We start from the raw sequence: 16,737 nt of genomic DNA on the forward strand, positions 1-16,737 counted from the left end.
TTGATATTGCCGTCTCGTAATTTGAGATGCAAGTCGAGGTGACAGGGACCACGGCGCCTCCGCGCTGACGATCATTACAGGTGAGGTGAAGGTGATGGGCCGAACACTGGCCGAGAAGGTGTACGACGCGCACGTCGTACGGCGAGCCGAGGGTGAGCCGGACCTCCTCTACATCGACCTGCACCTGGTCCACGAGGTGACGAGCCCGCAGGCGTTCGACGGGCTGCGGATGGCGGGCCGCCAGGTGCGCCGCCCCGACCTGACGATCGCGACCGAGGACCACAACGTCCCGACCACGGACCTGCTCAAGCCGATCGCCGACCCGGTGTCGCGCACCCAGGTCGAGACGCTGCGCAAGAACTGCTCCGACTTCGGGATCCGGCTGCACCCGATGGGCGACGAGGGCCAGGGGATCGTGCACGTCATCGGCCCGCAGCTCGGCCTGACCCAGCCCGGCATGACCGTCGTGTGCGGCGACTCGCACACCTCCACGCACGGCGCGTTCGGCGCCCTCGCCTTCGGCATCGGCACCAGCGAGGTCGAGCACGTCCTCGCCACGCAGACGCTGCCGCAGATCCAGCCGAAGACGATGGCCGTCACCGTGAACGGGGCGCTGCCCGACGGCGTCACCGCCAAGGACCTGATCCTGGCGATCATCGCCCGGATCGGCACCGGCGGCGGCCAGGGCCACGTCATCGAGTACCGCGGCGAGGCCGTCCGGTCGCTGTCGATGGAGGGCCGCATGACGGTCTGCAACATGTCCATCGAGGCCGGCGCCCGCGCCGGGATGATCGCCCCGGACGAGACGACGTTCGAGTACCTCAAGGGGCGCCCGCACGCGCCCTCCGGCGAGGAGTGGGACAAGGCCGTCGAGTACTGGACGTCGCTGCGCACCGACGACGACGCGGTCTTCGACAAGGAGGTCGTGATCGACGCGGCCGAGCTGACCCCGTTCGTCACCTGGGGGACGAACCCGGGCCAGGGGCTGCCGCTCGCCGAGTCCGTCCCCGACCCCGCGTCCTACGACGACCCGGTGGCGCGGCAGTCCGCCGAGCGCGCACTGGAGTACATGGGCCTCACCGCCGGGACGCCGCTGCGCGACATCAAGGTCGACACCGTCTTCGTCGGCTCCTGCACCAACGGCCGCATCGAGGACCTGCGCGCCGTCGCGGACGTCCTCGACGGCCGCAAGGTCGCCGACGGCGTGCGGATGCTGGTCGTGCCCGGCTCCATGAAGGTCAAGAAGCAGGCCGAGGACGAGGGCCTGGACGCGGTCATCTCCGCCTCGGGCGCCGAGTGGCGCGAGGCCGGCTGCTCGATGTGCCTGGCGATGAACCCCGACAAGCTCACGCCCGGCGAGCGCAGCGCCTCCACGTCCAACCGCAACTTCGAGGGCCGGCAGGGACCCGGCGGCCGCACCCACCTGGTGTCGCCCGCCGTCGCCGCCGCGACCGCCGTCACCGGCCGCCTGGCCGCTCCCGCCGACCTCTAGGGGAACACCAATGGAAGCGTTCACCACCCACACCGGGCGCGCGGTCCCGCTGCGCCGCAGCAACGTCGACACCGACCAGATCATCCCGGCCGTCTGGCTGAAGCAGGTCAGCCGCACCGGCTTCGACAAGGGCCTGTTCTCCGCCTGGCGCGAGGACCCGGAGTTCGTCCTGAACCAGCCGCAGTACGAGGGTGCCGGCATCCTCGTCGCCGGGCCCGACTTCGGCACCGGATCGTCGCGCGAGCACGCCGTCTGGGCCCTCCAGCAGTACGGCTTCCGCGTCGTGATCGCGCCGCGCTTCGGCGACATCTTCCGCAACAACTCCACGAAGATGGGGCTGCTGCCGGTCATCCTCACGGGCGAGCAGGTCGAGGCGCTGCAGAGCGCGGTCGAGAAGGACCCCGCCCTGGAGATCACCGTCGACCTGGAGAAGCGCGAGGTCCGCTGGGGCGCCGACGTCGCGTCCTTCGACATTGACGACTACACCCGCTGGCGGCTCATGGAGGGCCTGGACGACATCGGCCTGACGCTCCGCCACGCCGAAGCCATCAACGACTTCGAATCCACCCGCAACCCACTGCTCCCGACCACCGCCTGAGGCGGCGCTCGTCAGGCCCGGCACGTCCGTCCTCGACGGGCGGGCCGGGCCTTCGTCACCCCCGGATGGACGGGGCCCGCTGGGGAGCGGGGAGAATTGGCTCAGTGCGAAGAGCCGTTCGACCGTTTGGGGGTGGGGAATTGGACACGGTCCCGTGGACCGGACCTGAGTGGGACGATCCGGCGTTGACGCTGCTCGCGCGGCAGTTGCGTGACGCTCACCGGGCCGTGGCGCCGCTTCCCCCGCAGGACCGGCGGCGGCTCATCCGGCACCTGCTGGCGATCACCGATCTGGCGAAACGGGACGCCGAACTGGCCGCCCGCAGGCTGGACGCGTTCCTCGCCGATTTCCAAGACGGCCCCGACGTCGGTTAGCGTGCGCAGTGGCCGGATCCGGTCCGGTCACCCGGCGAGACGGGGGCGAGGCCGACAAAAACGCCAGCGACACGCCATCGTTTGCGTGCAGGTGATTGTGTCCATGCTGAGGGTCCCTTAGTTTCGTTCGGGCAAGGGGGGAACTAGAGGAGTAACCCATGAACAAGCGTGAGCTGGTCGACGCCATCTCTGACCGGCTGGGCAGCAAGAAGGCCGCAGCCGAGGCCGTCGACGCCATCCTGGACGCGATCCAGAACGCCGTCGCCAAGGGCGACAAGGTCGCGATCACCGGGTTCGGTTCGTTCGAGAAGGCCGACCGGCCTGCCCGTACGGCCCGCAACCCCGCAACGGGCAAGACCATCGAGGTTCCCGCGACGTCCGTGCCGAAGTTCAAGGCGGGCGCCGACTTCAAGAACCTGGTGGCCGGCAAGAAGTAGCCTCACCGCGTCAGCGCCCGGGACCGTGCCGGCACGGTCCCGGGCGCTGACGTGTATACGGGCTCGCTCAGGAAGGCAGCGGGAAGGTCGACAGGGTGACCACCGTGACGCGGTCGTCCTCCAGCGCGAGGTTGACCCGCTGGCCGAAGCGCAGCAGCCGCAGGCCGCCCGCCGCGAACGCCTCCGCGTCGAACGGCAGCTCCGTCCCGTCGTCGAGCAGCACGCTGCCCGAACGCGACTCCGCGTCGAACGCCTTCACCGTCCCCTGCATGACACCGTCCCCTGCATGACCGAGACTCTAGGCCAACGAGGGCAGCCGCGACGCGACGGCCGCGGTGCGGGGGCCGGTGCCGAGGGCCAGGGCGGCGCGGAGGTCGTCCGGGGTGTCCACGTCGCGCCGGACGCTGTCGGTGCCGGGGAGCAGGATCTCCCTCGCGCCGCGGGCGCGGTGGGCGGACCGCGAGTCGCGGCCGAACGCCGGGGAGAATGGGACGCCCGGGCGGGCCGTGTAGAGCGTCGTGCCGACGCCGGCCGCGTCCGGGACGAACGCCTCGGGCGCCGTCCCGGCGGCGTCGAGGACGCGGGCGAGTTCAACCGGCCGCAAAGCGGGCAGGTCGGCTGAGAGCGCCCCCACCCCCGCGCCGGCGGCGAGCTCGCGGCCCCGGCCGGCACCGTAGACCAGCGCCGGGTTCAGGCCGGCGTCCGGCCCGTCGGGCACGATCCGGGCGCCGAGGGCGGCCAGCTCGGCCGCCGGAAGGGGATCGTCGGTGACAACGATCACGGTCCGGACCCGGTCGCAGCGCAGCGCGGCGGCGACCGTGTCGGCCGCGACCGCGAGCGCGAGCGCCTCCCGGTGCGGCCCGGCCGCCGCCGACATGCGGGTCTTGGCCCTGGCGAGGACCTTGACGGGGACGACGAGCGACCAGCGGAGCGGCGGCCCGCCGCGCGCTGCTGTGGACGGTGCTGGTGTAGACATGGCAACTCGACACTATGCGCACGCAACCGCGACACTTGAGGACACCCCACGTTCACCCCGGGGGACGGAAGAGGAGGGGCGTAATGAGCGAAGCGAAGCGGGGGGCGCGGGGGGCCGCCCCCTCGCCGGGAGCACGCACGGGCCACGGGTATTCGCCGGCCTGGCGCAAGCTCACGATCGTCGTCCTGCGCCCGCTGCTGTTCGGGCTGCTGAAACGGGACTGGCGCGGACGGGGCAACGTACCCGGGAAGGGCGGCGTCATCATCGCCGCCAACCACATCTCCGAGTCCGACCCGCTCGCGCTCGCCCACTTCGTCTACGAGTCGGGCCGGTACCCCGTCTACCTGGCCAAGTCCACGCTGTTCGACGTGAAGGTCGTCGGGAACGCGCTGCGCGGCACCGGCCAGATCCCCGTGCATCGCGACCGCGCCGACGCCGCCCTCGCCCTCCAGGACGCCGAGAAGGCGCTGCTGGACGGCGAATGCCTGATCTTCTATCCGGAGGGCAGCTGCACCCGTGACCCCGAGCTGTGGCCCATGACCGGGCAGACCGGCGTCGCGCGGATGGCGCTGCAGACCGGCGCCAAGGTCGTCCCGGTGGCGACCTGGGGCGCGCACGAGCTGATGCCGTACAAGAAGGGCGAGCAGACGGGCCTCGCGGGCAGCCTGAAGAAGGGCCTCCACCCGCTGCCCCGCAAGACGATGCGGGTGATCGCCGGACCGCCCGTGGACCTGTCCGGGTACGAAGGGCTGCCGCTCGACAGGGACACGCTGCGGGCGGCCACCGACGACATCATGGCCGCGATCACCGGCCTGCTCGGGGAGCTGCGCGGCCAGGAGCCGCCCGCGGAGCGCTACGACCACCACAAGGTGCTGGAGGAGCGCCGCCGCGCGGCCCAGGCGGCCGAGGCCGCCAAGGCCGCCGTCCCCGAGCCGGCGACGCCCGCCGCCCCGGAGAACACCGGGCGGCGGAACGCCGAGCCGAAGGCGGCCGACTCGTGACCTTCCGTACCGCGGTGATGGGCTCCGGGTCCTGGGGCACCACGTTCGCGAAGATGCTGCACGACGCCGGCGGCGAGGTCACGGTGTGGGGACGCCGCCGGGAGGTGGTCGAGGGGATCAACGAGCGGCACGAGAACGCCGAATACCTGCCCGGCGTCCCGCTCCCCGAACGCGTCCGCGCGACGCTGGATCCGGCCGAGGCCCTGCGGGACGCCGACTTCGTGGCGCTGGCCGTCCCGGCGCAGACGCTCCGGCAGAACCTCGGCGGCTGGGTTCCGCTGCTGCCGCGCGAGGCGGTCCTCGTCAGCCTGATGAAGGGCGTCGAGCTCGGCACCACCCGGCGGATGTCGGAGGTGATCCGCGAGGTCGCCGACGTCCCCGAGGAGCGGGTGGCGGTGTTCAGCGGGCCGAACGTGGCGCGCGAGATCGCCACCGGCGAGCCCAGCGCCGCCGTCGCCGCGTGCGTGGACGAGGACGCCGCGCGGGGCCTGCAGGCCGCGACCATGACGTCGTACTTCCGCGTGTACACCTCCACGGACGTGATCGGCTGCGAGCTCGGCGGCGCGGTGAAGAACGTCGTCGCCGTGTGCGTGGGCATGTCGGTCGGGCTCGGGTTCGGCGCCAACACCCAGGCGCTGCTGATGACCCGCGGGCTCGCCGAGATCACCCGGCTGGGGGCCGCCCTCGGCGCAGACGAGCACACCTTCGCGGGCCTCGCCGGGATGGGCGACCTCGTCGCGTCCTGCGTCTCGCCGCTGGCGCGCAACCGGACGTTCGGCGAGAACCTCGGCCGCGGGATGACCCTCGACCAGGTCATCGCCGCCACCAAGCAGACCGCGGAGGGCGTCAAGTCGGCGGAGGCGGTGCTGGAGCTGGCCCGCAAGCACAACGTGGAGATGCCGATCACCGAGGCGGTCACCGCCGTCCTGCACCGCGGCATGCCCATCAAGGAGGCGGCGATCTCGCTGATCTCGCGTTCTCCGAAGCCCGAGCGGTACGGAGTGTGAGCATGATCGCCGCGCTCGTGGCCCGGGCGGGCTGATCACCGGTAGGGTCGGGCCTCATGTCCCAGGTTTCTAGGATCCGCGTGGCCGTGGTCTTCGGCGGGCGCAGCTCCGAGCACGCGATCTCCTGCGTCACCGCGGGCGCCGTCATGGCCGCCATCGACCGGGACCGGTACGAGGTGGTGCCGATCGGCATCGCGCGCGACGGACGCTGGGTGCTCCCACCCCGGGACCTGCGGCTCGCCATCGAGGACGGCCGGCTGCCCGAGGTGACCGGCGAGGGCGGCGTCCTCGCGCTGCCGTTCGATCCGGACAGCCGCGGCCTGATGGTGGTCGAGCCGGGCAAGGTCCCCGCGACCCTCGGCGACGTCGACGTGGTGCTGCCCCTCCTGCACGGCCCCTACGGCGAGGACGGCACGATCCAGGGACTTCTCGACCTCGCCGGCATCCGCTACGTCGGTGCCGGGGTGCTCGCCAGCGCCGTCGGCATGGACAAGGGCTTCATGAAGCTCGTCTGGCAGGCGCGCGGGCTGCCCGTCGGCCCGTACGTGCTGGTCGGCGACCGGGAGTGGCGGCGCGAGCGCAAGCGCAAGATCGACGAGATCAAGGAGCTGGGCCTCGCGGCCGGGACCCCGGTGTTCGTCAAGCCGGCCCGCGCCGGGTCGAGCATGGGCATCACCCGCGTCACCGACGAGTCCGGCCTGGAGGCGGCGGTCGAGGCCGCCCGCGAGCACGACCCGAAGGTCATCGTGGAGGCCGCCGTCGAGGGCCGCGAGATCGAGTGCGGGGTCCTGCAGGGCCTGGACGACGGCCCCGCCGAGGCGAGCCTGCCCGCCGAGGTGCTGATGGCGGGCGACCACGACTTCTACGACTTCGAGACGAAGTACCTCGACGGCTCCACCGCCATGGCGATCCCGCCGGACCTGCCGCCCGCGGCGGTCGAGGAGGTCCGCCGCATCGCGGTGCAGGCGTTCGACGCGCTCGACTGCGAGGGCCTCGCCCGGGTCGACTTCTTCCACACGCCCGACGGCCGGTGGATCCTCAACGAGATCAACACGATGCCGGGGTTCACCCCGGCGTCGGCGTTCCCGCAGATGTGGGCGGCGACCGGGCTGGACTATCCGGCGCTGGTCGACCGGCTCATCCAGACGGCGCTCCGGCGGTCCACCGGCCTGCGCTGAGCCGCTAGCCGAACGGGAGCCAGTCGGCGTTCTTGAGGGTGGACGCGTCGACGGCGCGGGCGCCGCCGGGGGAGAACGTCCAGAGGGTGTCGCCGACGACCAGCGAGCGGGTGACGCCGGTGCGGTAGTCCTTGCCGGGATGCCGGACGGTGCCCGCCTCGGTGATGCGGCCGTCCGCGACCTTGAGGGCGAGCGCCTCGGCCGCCCGGGCGTCCCGCGGCATCACGGGCACGACGGTGAGACCGGTCTTGGGCCAGTACAGGAACGCGTGCGGGTCGAACTCGGCCTGGGACGTGGTCTCGGGGAGCCTGTGGACGCTGATCCTGCGGGGTGTGCCGGAGACGTCGAAGAGGGAGACCTGGAGGCCGGTCGTCCGGCCGGTGGCGTCGGCGTCCTGGCCCACGCCGAGGAGCTTCCCGTCCGCCATCGGATGCAGGTAGGCGGAGTAGCCGTTGATCTTGAGCTCGCCGGTGACGCGGGGATGGCGCGGGTCCTTCAGATCGACCACGTAGAGGGGGTCGGTCTGCCGGAACGTCACGACGTAGGCGGTGGTGCCGATGAAGCGGACGGAGTGGATCCGCTCGCCCTTGCCCAGCCCGCCGATCCGCCCGACCTCGGTGAAGCCCGCACCCCGCTCTGCCAGGACGTAGACCGAGCTTTGGGACGACCTGCGGTCCTGCTCGTTCTGGCTGGTCGTCGTGGCGATGCGCAGGTTCCCGTCCTGTTCCGACATCGAATACTGGTTCAGCAGGAAGCCCTTCACCGAACCCGATGCCACGTAACGCGGACGTCCACTGCCGCTGACGTCGAACTTGTACACGTCGGTGTGGGGCTCGACGTTCTTGCCGCGCGGCCACGTGAACAGCTGCGGGGGAGTGCCGGTGACGTACAGGCTCTTCCCGTTGCCGTAGACGGTGGAGCCGTCGGCGGTCACTGCGATCGGCTGCGGGTCGCCGAGGCCATTCGACAGGTCGAAGGTCAGCACGGTCAGCATCGACGCACCCGCGTACGAGGACGGGCGGCTGACCTGGTCGCAGGGCGTTCGGTAGGTCTGGCCGCCATCCAGCTGGAAGGCGGGCAGCCAGGCGTCGAGCGGAGCCTCCCACACGGCCTTCCGGTTCTCGGCGGTCGCCTTCTTCTCGCCGTTCCCGCCGGGGAAGTGGATGCGCGGCCTGGACCGCACCACGACGCGCACCGTCGAGCCGGTCTGCCGCGCGTCCAGGTAGTCGCCGCCGGACGTCATCGACCCGACGACCTTCGGGGCACCGGAGAGATCGACCAGCGTCAGCCGCGTCGCCTGGTCCGGCGAGGGAAGGGGACTCCGCCCCGGCACCGGCTTGTCGAAGGGGATCATCTGTGCCGACCGGGTCAGGACGAGCACCCGGGCGCCGCTGAGCAGCAGTTGCGCATCGTCGTAGCGGGTCCCGCCGGGCAGTTGCAGCGTGCCGGTCACCTTGCGCGTCGCCGGGTCGATGACCCTGAGCCGTCCGTCCGCGACCGTCACGATCCTGCGCCCGTCGGTCTTCACCTGATCGGGCTCGTCAGCGCCCGGCTCGTGGGAGTTGGTCGTCGAATGGTCCGGCGCCTGCCCGGGGGCCTCGGCGGCACTCGGGCCCTTGCGCAGCGCCCAGGTCCCGTCGGCGGGGAGGGCGGGCGCGTCGTCCAGCCCGTAGGGACCGACCTTGTCGGCCGTGGCGCGCTGCAACTCCTCGTGGAGCCTGTCACAGGTGTCATAGGCGACGAGCCGTACGGGCGGTGCCTGGCTCGGCCGGTCGCGGGTGCCGTCGCCGGAGGAACCGGAACACCCGGCGATCCCGGTCAGGAGCAGTATCGCCGCGGCCGGTACGCGGACGTGACCACGCATGGACCTTGGATGTCGAAAGTGGGGGCGAGGTTCCCCTGATTCCACGATTTCCCGGTGATGGGCGTCTTACCTGGGCGTCAGGGCGCGGAAACCGGGCGGAAACAGCGGCCCGTCATGATCGGATCACCGCCTGATCCGCTGCCGGAAGGAGCTTCGCCCGATGCCCTCACCAGCCGTGTTCGACCTCGGTGACCCCGGGACGCGGGAAGTCCTCGGTCATTCCCACTGGCACCCCGACGTTCCCGGCGTCGCGGAGGTCATCACGGGCGGGTCCGTCCGGATGGAGTGTCCCGGCCGCGAGCCCGGCGCCGGGGTGCTGCTGTGCGGGCCGCTCGTGGTCGTCGGCGCCGAGCCCGGCGACGTGATCGTGGTGGACGTGCTCGGCGTCGGGCGGTCCGGCGGAGTGCGCGACGCCGGCGGCCACCCCGGGATCATCGGCTGCGCGCCGTCCGACGCCGTGGCCGTGCCGGGCGACGCGCGGGGCCGCGACGTGGGCGGGTGCCTCATCGCGCCGCTCGCCGCCGGGTCGCGCCTCCTGCTGCCGGTGAACGTCCGCGGAGCGAAGTTGTCCGTGGGCGACCTGCATTTCCCGGTGCGGGGAGCGTACGGCTGCGGCGACTCCGGGCTCCCGGGCTGGATCGACCTGCGGGTCAACCTCACCCGGCGGGGCGTCGAGCGGTTCCGCGTGACCGGGCCGATGCTGATGCCCGACCCGTCCCCGCGCATCGCCTAGCCGTCCTTCTTCGCGCGCTTCTCCTGCCGGGCGATCAGGGTGTCGATCTGCACGCTCAGCTTCGAGCCGAGCGGCCAGCCGATGTAGTGCGTCAGGAAGATGCCGATCTCGCGTAGCTCGTCCGGTGACAGCTCCCCGTTGGCCAGCGCCGCCGGGATCTGGATGTCGAGGACGTCGTTGAGCCCCTGACCGGCGAGGACACCGATCAGGAGCAGGCGCCGGTCGCGCATGCTCAGCCCGGGACGCGTCCAGATCTCGCCGAAGAGGTGGTCGACGGTGATGCCGAAGAAGTCGCCGGGCGCGTCTCCGACCTCCCAGCCGTAGACCTGCCGCATCATCTCCAGCCCGCGCTCGCGCCGCTCATCCATCGCCGTCCCCTTCCGTCAGGCCGAGCCCGGCGCCGAAGCGGCCGAGGGCGATGCGGGCGAGCGGGGCGTCGACGCCGAGTTCGTCCGCCAGTTCCAGCGCGAGCGCCAGGTCCTTCTCGCCGAGGTCCCGGGTGTGACTCAGGATGCCGTACAGGTCGTCGTCCGGCGTCATGGGCGCGGTCGTCGGCCGCAGCATGATCGAGCCGGCGCCGCCGGTGACGGCGTCGGTGTGCCGGACCACCCGGCCCAGCTTGCGCAGCGACACCCCGGACGCCTCCGCCAGCCGCTGCGCCTCGGCGGCGGCCGTGAACGCGACGAAGTGCAGCAGGTTGCGGGCCAGCTTCGTGCGGGTGCCCGCGCCGACCGGCCCCATGTGCAGGACGAGGCCGGCCCAGGCGCCGAACGGCTCACGGCAGCGCTCGAACGCCTCGTCCGTCCCGCCGACCATCACCGCGAGGCTGCCCGCGCTCGCCCCCATGAACCCCCCGCTGACCGGCGCGTCCACCACCTCGATCTCGTAGCGGCGCGCCCGGGTCGCGAGGTCCTCGGCGGTCTTCGCGCGGATCGTCGAATGGATCGCCAGGACCGTGCCCGGGCGGGCGCTCGCGAGCACCTCCGCGCCCACCTCGTTCACCTGCTCGTCGTCCCGGACCATCACCGACACGAGGTCGGCGTGCGCGGCCACGTCGGCGACGCTCCGCGCAGCCCGCGCGCCCGCCTTCACCAGCGGCGCCATCGCCTCGGCGCGCGCGTCGTACACGGCCAGGCCCTCGCCGGCGAGACGGGCAGCCATGGGCGCGCCCATCTGCCCGAGCCCGATGAACCCGACCCTCATGAGCGGAACACCTCACCGCCGTCGACGTTGACGATCTGGCCGGTTATCCAGGCGGCCTCGTCGGACAGCAGGAACAGGCAGGCACCGACGAGGTCCTCGGGCGAGCCCATCCGCTTGAGCGCCATCTTGTCCTGGACGATCTTCTGCGACATGTTCCCGGGGACCACGGTGCGGTTCGCCTCGGTGTCGATCGGGCCCGGCGCGATCGCGTTCACGCGGATGTTCATGCCGCCCAGCTCGTGCGCGAGCTGCTGGGTGAGCCCGTTGACGCCGACCTTGGCCAGCCCGTAGAAGCCCGAGTACTGCCACGCGGCAGTGGACGACTGGTTGACGATGGAGCCTCCCCCGCGCGCCTGCATGTGGGGGTAGCAGGCGCGTGCGCAGAGCAACGCACCGTCCATGTTCACGGACATGAACTTCTTGTAGTAGTCCCAGTCGACGGTGAAGAGGAAGTCCAGCTTCATCGTCCCGAAGATGGCGGCGTTGTTGACGAGATGGTCGATCCCGCCGAACCGCTCCTTGGCCGCCGCCGCCATCGCCTCCACGGACGCCGGGTCGGACACGTCCGTCCGCACGAACAGGCCCTTGATGTCGTCGGCGACGCCCTGGCCGCGCTCGTGCACGTCCGCCACGACCACGCTCGCGCCCTCGGACGCCAGTGCCCGCGCGTACGCCTCGCCGATTCCCTGCGCGGCCCCGGTGACGACCGCGACCTTTCCCTCGAACCTCATGCGCCCTCCGCGATCGCCTTGGTCTCCAGGTACTCCTCGAACCCGGCCACGCCCATCTCGCGGCCGATGCCCGACTGCTTGTAGCCGCCGAACGGGACGTCCGCGCCGTACCAGACGCCGCCGTTCACGCTGACCGTCCCGGTGCGCAGCCGCCGGGCGACCGCCCGCGCCCGCTCGGCGTCGCCGGCGTGCACCGCGCCCGACAGCCCGTACGGCGAGTCGTTCGCGATCCGGACCGCGTCGTCGTCGCCGTCGTGCGGCAGCAGCACCAGAACGGGCCCGAAGATCTCCTCGCGCGCCGCGCGGGCGTCGTTGGTCAGCCCGGTGATCAGGGTCGGCTCGATCCAGAAGCCCCGGTCGCGGCCCTGCGGGCGGCCGCCGCCGCACGCGAACTCGCCGCCTTCCGCGGCGGCCAGCTCCAGGTAGCCCTCGACCCGTTCGCGCTGCTTCGCGGAGATGACCGGGCCGCAGATCGTCCGGTCGTCCCGCGGGTCGCCGGCGCCGAGCCTCGCGAGCGCCTTCGCCGTGATCTCCGCGGCCTTCTCGTAGTCCTCGCGCGGGACGAGGATCCGGGTCGTGATCGCGCAGCCCTGACCGGCATGGGCCACCCCGGCGAACGCCGCGTAGGAGCAGGCGGCCCGCAGGTCGGCGTCGTCCAGCACCACGAACGCCGACTTGCCGCCGAGCTCCAGGAACACCCGCTTGAGCGTCGCGGCGGCGGCGGTCATCACCTTCCGCCCGGTCGCGGTCGACCCGGTGAACGACACCAGGTCGACGCGCGGGTCCTCGGCGAGCTGCGCACCGAGCCCGTGATCGGACGACGTCACCACGTTGACGACGCCGGGCGGGATGTCGGTCTCCGCCGCGATGACCTCGCCGAGGACGGCCGCGCACCAGGGGGTGTCGGGCGCCGGCTTCAGCACCACCGTGTTCCCCGCCGCCAGCGCCGGTCCCAGCTTGGCCAGGTTGATCTGGTGCGGGAAGTTCCACGGGGTGATGGCGCCGACGACGCCCACGGCCTCCCGGCGGACCCGCCGCAGGCTGGGCATCCCCATCGGCTCGGCCCGCCCGAGGTCCCGTTCCCACTCGTAGCCCTCGGCGAGGTCGGCGAACCACCCGAGATCGTCCACGGGCGCGTCCAGCTGGGCCCCGAAGGTCAGGAACCTGGGCGCGCCCACCTCCCTGATCGTGAGTTCACGGAGCTCGTCGGCGCGCCGCCGCAGCCCCTCCCGGAGCTGCCGCAGGCACCGCGCCCGGAACGCGTGGTCGGCCGCCCACCCGGTCTCGTCGAACGCCCGGCGGGCCGCGCCGATCGCGCGGTCCATGTCGGCGGCCGTGGCGTCGGCGGCCGTGCCGAGCACCTCCTCGGTCGCGGGATCGATCGTCTCGAAGGCGCCGCCCGTGCCGGGGACGAGCCGCCCGTCCAGCAGAAGCAAGCGATCGGTTGTTCTGGACACCTGTCCAGACTACAGTTCAGGCCATGACCGAACGCAAGGACTATTCCGGCGAATTCGATCCCGACTTCCGTTTCGAGGACCTCTCCAAGGAGGCGCTCGTCCGGCTCGTCCGCGAGTACGCGCTGATCGCGCAGATCCTCGACCGTTCCGGTCTGGCCGCCGTCGGCCTGCGCTACGGCCAGCAGGTCGTGGAGGAGATCGCGATCGAGGAGTGGAAGGGGGCGAGCCCCGTCTACACCCGGCGGATCCGCGAGATCATGAAGATCGAGGGGAACGGCGTCTCCGCCATCTTCAAGTGCCTCCAGCTCGACCCCGGCTTCGCCCAGCACTACATGGACGTCGAGTACGAGCTGGTCTCGGAGACCCACGGCTACTTCCAGCTCCGCTCCTGCGGCGCCCTCCTCGACGTCGAGCCCTTCGGTGAGCGCTCCGTCCGCGGCATGTGCCACACCATCGAGGACGGCACGTTCGACATCACCGCCCAGGCCGTCAATCCCAAGGCCCGCATCCGGCCCGTCCACCGCCCGCCCCGCGTCCCCGCCGGCCGCGTCCCGCACTGCCGCTGGGAGGTCGTCATCGACGAGGACACCGAGGTCCTCGCCGAGGCCGACATCACCCGCATGACCGCCGGCACCACCGCCGCCAAGTTCCGGTTCCCGCCCTTCCGCGACGGCACCCCCCACGTACCCGTCTAACTCACCGATCTGACGGGGCGAGGGCGGCCAGAGCGAGAAGCGTTTCGTCCTTCAACGCTTCCGGTTCGGGCAGGGACGACTGGGTCAGGAGTGAGGTTCGGGCGGCCTGGAGAGCAGGTTCTGGGAGAGCCGCCACCCGTTCGGCCAGGGCCATGGCTGCTTTCAGAGCTTCGCCTGGTGGGGTGAGGGTGGTGACCAGGCCCCAGTCCGCGGCTTCCCGGGCAGGGACGCGGCGGGCCGTCAGGAGGACGTCCAGGGCGCGGGACGTGCCGATCAGGCGGGGAAGGCGCACGGTGGCGCCGTCGAGGGACGGAAGGCCGTGCTCGAAGTTGAGCAGGCCGAACTCGGCGGTCTGCGAGGCGACGCGGAGGTCGCACCAGAGGGCCAGCTCGAAGCCGCCGCCGAAGCAGTAGCCCTCGATCGCCGCGATCACCGGCTTGGACGGGCGGGCGCGCGTGACCGCCATCGGGGGCGGGCCGTCGGCGGTGGGGGCGGGGAATTCGCCCGCGGCCATCGCCTTGAGGTCGTTGCCCGCGCAGAAGGTGCCGCCGGCGCCGGTCAGGACGGCGACCCTTGCGCCGCCCGTCTCGAAGTCGTGCACGGCCCCGGCCAGCCGGCGGGCCGTCGGGGCGTCCACGGCGTTGCGGCGGGACGGCCGGTCGAGCGTGATGACCTCGACGGGTCCCCGGCGTTCGCTGCGCACGGTCATGCGTCCTCCATATCTAGATCGATCGTCATAGTAGATAGATCGATCTAGTGAGGGCAATGGCTAGGGTGTCGGCATGACGCGCGATACACGGACCCGGCTGCTGGAGGCCAGCGCCCAGCTGTTCCGCGAGCAGGGGTACGCGGGGACGGGGCTCAAGCAGATCACCGCCGCCGGCGAGGCGCCGTGGGGGTCGCTGTACCACTTCTTCCCGGGCGGGAAGGAACAGCTGGGCGCCGAGGCCGTCCGGCATTCCGGCGATCGCTATCTGCGTCTGTTCGACCTTGTCTTCGAGCGGACCGAGCAGGACGTCGTCCAGTCGGTGCGCGACTTCTTCGCGCTGAGCGCGGACGCCTTGCGGAAGTCCGACTGGAGCGACGGGTGCCCGATCGCGACGGTGGCGCTGGAGGCCGCCAGCACCAGCGAGCCGTTGCGGCACGCGTGCGCCGAGGTGTTCGCGTCGTGGGAGGTCTCCGTCGCGCGGCGGCTGGCCGGGGCCGGGATTCCGGAGGCGCGTGCCCGGGATCTGGCCACGTTCGTCCTGAGCGCCTTCGAGGGGGCGCTCGTGCTCGGCCGGGCGGCGCACGAGCTGCGGCCGCTCGAGGTGACCGCCGAGGTCGTGGCGGGGACGCTGCGCGCCGAGCTCGCCTGAGGCGGCCCGCCGGGCCCGCCGCAGAATGATCGCGGACGGTGGCACGCGAAGCGTCCGGATGTGCCAGGCTTGTCGGGCCGATTCCCGTCCTGAGGAGAACGTCCCGTGCCGCACGTCGACCTGCCGGACCGCATCGGCCCGTACCGGGTCGTGGACCGCCTCGGCGAGGGCGGAATGGGCACGGTGTACGCGGGGCTGGACGCGTCCGGGCGCAAGGTCGCCATCAAGGTGATCAGGCGCGAGTTCGCCGCCGACCGGCAGTACCGCGCACGGTTCGAGGCGGAGGTGTCGGCGGCGCAGCGCGTCCGGCCGTTCTGCACCGCCCCGGTCCTGGACGCCGACCCCGCCGCGGAGCCGCCCTACCTCGTGACGGAGTTCGTCAACGGCCCGAGCCTCGACGCCGCCGTCGCCAAGGAGGGCCCGCTGCGCGGCGCCGACCTGGAGGCGGTCGCGGTCGGCATCGCCACCGCGCTGACCGCGATCCACGACGCGGACGTCGTGCACCGGGACCTGAAACCCGCCAACGTGCTGCTGTCCACGTTCGGGCCGCGCGTCATCGACTTCGGCATCGCCCGCTCCCTGGACGGGACGCGCCTCACCGCGACCGGCGGCATCGTCGGCACGCCCGCGTTCATGGCCCCCGAGCAACTGGACGGACGCGGCGCGACCCCGGCGTCCGACGTGTTCGCCTGGGGCGCGACGGTGGCGTTCGCGGCGCGCGGCGGGCCGTGCTTCGGCGGCAACTCGCTGCCGGCGGTCATCCACCAGATCATCAGCGGCGAACCGGACCTGAGCGGGCTCGACGGCACGCTGCTCAGCGCCGTCCGGGCGGCGCTGGAGAAGGACCCGGCGCGGCGGCCGTCCGCCCAGTCGCTGCTGGACGGACTCATCTCCAGCGGCGTCCGGCAGGAGGCCGCGCCGCCCCGGCCCCGCACCCAGGCGCCCGCCGGGTCCCGCACCCAGGCGCCCGCGCAGCCGCCGACGCAGGCCCCGGGGGCGCACACGTCCGCGATCGTCCCGCCGCCGGCTCCGGCGCTCGCCGCGGGGGAGGCGGCGGCGCTCGTCGAGGGGCAGTACCGGCAGGCGGCGCAGGCCGGCGACCCGGGCGCGATGCGCAACCTCGCCGTGCTGCTCAGCGGGCAGGGCCGGACGGCCGAGGCGGAGTCCTGGCACCGCTACGCCGACGCGATCGACGCCCGTGCGGCCGTGTACCAGCAGCCGACGGGCTACCACGGCCACCCCACGCAGCCGCCGCACCAGTACCCGGCCGCGCACCACCCGCACGCCAAGCCGCCCGTCAACAGCCTCGCGATCTACGCGGTCTCCATGGGCGCGGTCGGCCTGATCACGTGCGGGCTGCCGTCCATCCCCGCGATCGTCGCCGGGCACATGGCGTGGGTGCGGCTGCGGCGCTCCGGCGAGCGCGGGCTGGGCCTCGCGGTCACCGGGATCGCGCTCGGCTGGATCATGGTCGCGTTCTGGGCCCTGATCGCGTTCGGCGCGTCCCTGCCGGACACCCCTGATCAATAAATGCGTTGCACCCGCCGCAGGGCCGGTGGCACCGTGGACGACGTCAGCCCGTCCAAGACGGAGCACCCGAGAGGAGGACCGGCCATGGCTCTGGAGCAGTATC

General features: G+C 72.3%; 19 protein-coding genes. 11 read left to right on the forward strand and 8 right to left on the reverse strand.

All coding sequences use genetic code 11. The features are described from left to right. Positions 1-94 precede the first annotated feature (94 nt). From leuC to ACQPZP_RS12730, 4 genes are all read left to right on the forward strand, one after another. Entirely contained in the window at positions 95-1,492 is a 1,398-nt protein-coding gene (gene leuC / locus ACQPZP_RS12715) for a 3-isopropylmalate dehydratase large subunit (RefSeq protein WP_433477830.1), read from the forward strand. A 10-nt stretch (positions 1,493-1,502) separates the two neighbouring features. After that, entirely contained in the window at positions 1,503-2,090 is a 588-nt protein-coding gene (leuD, locus tag ACQPZP_RS12720; protein ID WP_433477831.1) for a 3-isopropylmalate dehydratase small subunit, read from the forward strand. Between the two features lie 140 nt (positions 2,091-2,230). Then, positions 2,231-2,464: a hypothetical protein gene (locus tag ACQPZP_RS12725; RefSeq protein ID WP_433477832.1), complete on the forward strand. Its 234-nt coding sequence runs from the start codon at positions 2,231-2,233 to the stop codon at positions 2,462-2,464. Between the two features lie 158 nt (positions 2,465-2,622). Beyond that, positions 2,623-2,901, forward strand: a complete 279-nt coding sequence (locus ACQPZP_RS12730) for an HU family DNA-binding protein (RefSeq protein ID WP_117399631.1) — start codon at positions 2,623-2,625, stop codon at positions 2,899-2,901. 67 nt (positions 2,902-2,968) lie between these two features. Here the strand turns inward: ACQPZP_RS12730 and ACQPZP_RS12735 are convergent, their stop codons facing one another. Next, positions 2,969-3,172, reverse strand: coding sequence for a cold-shock protein (locus tag ACQPZP_RS12735; protein ID WP_433467968.1), 204 nt, complete (start codon positions 3,170-3,172; stop codon positions 2,969-2,971). Positions 3,173-3,199: 27 nt separating this feature from the next. Beyond that, positions 3,200-3,877 (reverse strand): 2-phospho-L-lactate guanylyltransferase, encoded by a 678-nt coding sequence (gene cofC, locus ACQPZP_RS12740; protein WP_433477833.1) that lies wholly within the window; start codon positions 3,875-3,877, stop codon positions 3,200-3,202. 83 nt (positions 3,878-3,960) lie between these two features. Here cofC and ACQPZP_RS12745 point away from each other — a divergent pair, with 83 nt between their 5' ends. From ACQPZP_RS12745 to ACQPZP_RS12755, 3 genes are read left to right on the forward strand one after another with little or no spacing between them, the layout of a single operon-like run. After that, positions 3,961-4,878, forward strand: coding sequence for a lysophospholipid acyltransferase family protein (locus ACQPZP_RS12745; protein ID WP_433477834.1), 918 nt, complete (start codon positions 3,961-3,963; stop codon positions 4,876-4,878). Between the two features lie 17 nt (positions 4,879-4,895). Further along, positions 4,896-5,885 (forward strand): NAD(P)H-dependent glycerol-3-phosphate dehydrogenase, encoded by a 990-nt coding sequence (locus tag ACQPZP_RS12750; protein ID WP_433469957.1) that lies wholly within the window; start codon positions 4,896-4,898, stop codon positions 5,883-5,885. A gap of 56 nt (positions 5,886-5,941) precedes the next feature. Beyond that, positions 5,942-7,063 carry a D-alanine--D-alanine ligase family protein gene (locus tag ACQPZP_RS12755; RefSeq protein WP_433477835.1) on the forward strand — a complete coding sequence of 374 codons (1,122 nt, stop codon included), beginning with the start codon at positions 5,942-5,944 and terminating at the stop codon, positions 7,061-7,063. Positions 7,064-7,067: 4 nt separating this feature from the next. Here the strand turns inward: ACQPZP_RS12755 and ACQPZP_RS12760 are convergent, their stop codons facing one another. Beyond that, positions 7,068-8,927 carry a beta-propeller domain-containing protein gene (locus tag ACQPZP_RS12760; RefSeq protein ID WP_433477836.1) on the reverse strand — a complete coding sequence of 620 codons (1,860 nt, stop codon included), beginning with the start codon at positions 8,925-8,927 and terminating at the stop codon, positions 7,068-7,070. Positions 8,928-9,087: 160 nt separating this feature from the next. Here ACQPZP_RS12760 and ACQPZP_RS12765 point away from each other — a divergent pair, with 160 nt between their 5' ends. Next, positions 9,088-9,660, forward strand: coding sequence for an acetamidase/formamidase family protein (locus ACQPZP_RS12765; protein WP_433477837.1), 573 nt, complete (start codon positions 9,088-9,090; stop codon positions 9,658-9,660). Here the strand turns inward: ACQPZP_RS12765 and ACQPZP_RS12770 are convergent. Genes ACQPZP_RS12770 through ACQPZP_RS12785 form a run of 4 tightly spaced genes read right to left on the reverse strand, consistent with a single transcriptional unit; the run spans position 9,657 to position 13,051 of the window. Continuing rightward, complete coding sequence (locus ACQPZP_RS12770) at positions 9,657-10,028, reverse strand: carboxymuconolactone decarboxylase family protein (RefSeq protein WP_433477838.1); 372 nt, start codon at positions 10,026-10,028, stop codon at positions 9,657-9,659. The genes ACQPZP_RS12765 and ACQPZP_RS12770 overlap by 4 nt on opposite strands. Beyond that, entirely contained in the window at positions 10,021-10,863 is an 843-nt protein-coding gene (locus ACQPZP_RS12775) for an NAD(P)-dependent oxidoreductase (protein ID WP_433477839.1), read from the reverse strand. The genes ACQPZP_RS12770 and ACQPZP_RS12775 overlap by 8 nt, the downstream gene beginning before the upstream one ends. After that, on the reverse strand, positions 10,860-11,594 hold the full coding sequence (locus tag ACQPZP_RS12780; RefSeq protein ID WP_433477840.1) for an SDR family oxidoreductase: 735 nt from the start codon (positions 11,592-11,594) through the stop codon (positions 10,860-10,862). Before ACQPZP_RS12780 ends, ACQPZP_RS12775 begins: the two co-directional genes overlap by 4 nt. After that, positions 11,591-13,051, reverse strand: coding sequence for an aldehyde dehydrogenase (locus ACQPZP_RS12785; protein WP_433477841.1), 1,461 nt, complete (start codon positions 13,049-13,051; stop codon positions 11,591-11,593). The genes ACQPZP_RS12780 and ACQPZP_RS12785 overlap by 4 nt, the downstream gene beginning before the upstream one ends. Positions 13,052-13,074: 23 nt before the next feature. Here ACQPZP_RS12785 and ACQPZP_RS12790 point away from each other — a divergent pair, with 23 nt between their 5' ends. Next, on the forward strand, positions 13,075-13,746 hold the full coding sequence (locus ACQPZP_RS12790; protein WP_433477842.1) for a hypothetical protein: 672 nt from the start codon (positions 13,075-13,077) through the stop codon (positions 13,744-13,746). A 1-nt stretch (position 13,747) separates the two neighbouring features. Here ACQPZP_RS12790 and ACQPZP_RS12795 read toward each other — a convergent pair whose 3' ends face one another. After that, the gene (locus ACQPZP_RS12795) at positions 13,748-14,455 is read right to left on the reverse strand and encodes an enoyl-CoA hydratase-related protein (protein ID WP_433477843.1); all 708 of its coding nucleotides are present in this window, start codon (positions 14,453-14,455) and stop codon (positions 13,748-13,750) included. Between the two features lie 73 nt (positions 14,456-14,528). Between ACQPZP_RS12795 and ACQPZP_RS12800 the strand changes: the two genes are divergently transcribed. Both ACQPZP_RS12800 and ACQPZP_RS12805 read left to right on the forward strand, forming a co-directional pair. Continuing rightward, positions 14,529-15,104: a TetR/AcrR family transcriptional regulator gene (locus ACQPZP_RS12800; protein ID WP_433477844.1), complete on the forward strand. Its 576-nt coding sequence runs from the start codon at positions 14,529-14,531 to the stop codon at positions 15,102-15,104. Between the two features lie 105 nt (positions 15,105-15,209). Beyond that, complete coding sequence (locus ACQPZP_RS12805) at positions 15,210-16,634, forward strand: protein kinase domain-containing protein (RefSeq protein WP_433477845.1); 1,425 nt, start codon at positions 15,210-15,212, stop codon at positions 16,632-16,634. Positions 16,635-16,737 lie beyond the last annotated feature (103 nt).

Source organism: Spirillospora sp. CA-142024, from assembly GCF_050942325.1.
Classification (GTDB): domain Bacteria; phylum Actinomycetota; class Actinomycetes; order Streptosporangiales; family Streptosporangiaceae; genus Spirillospora.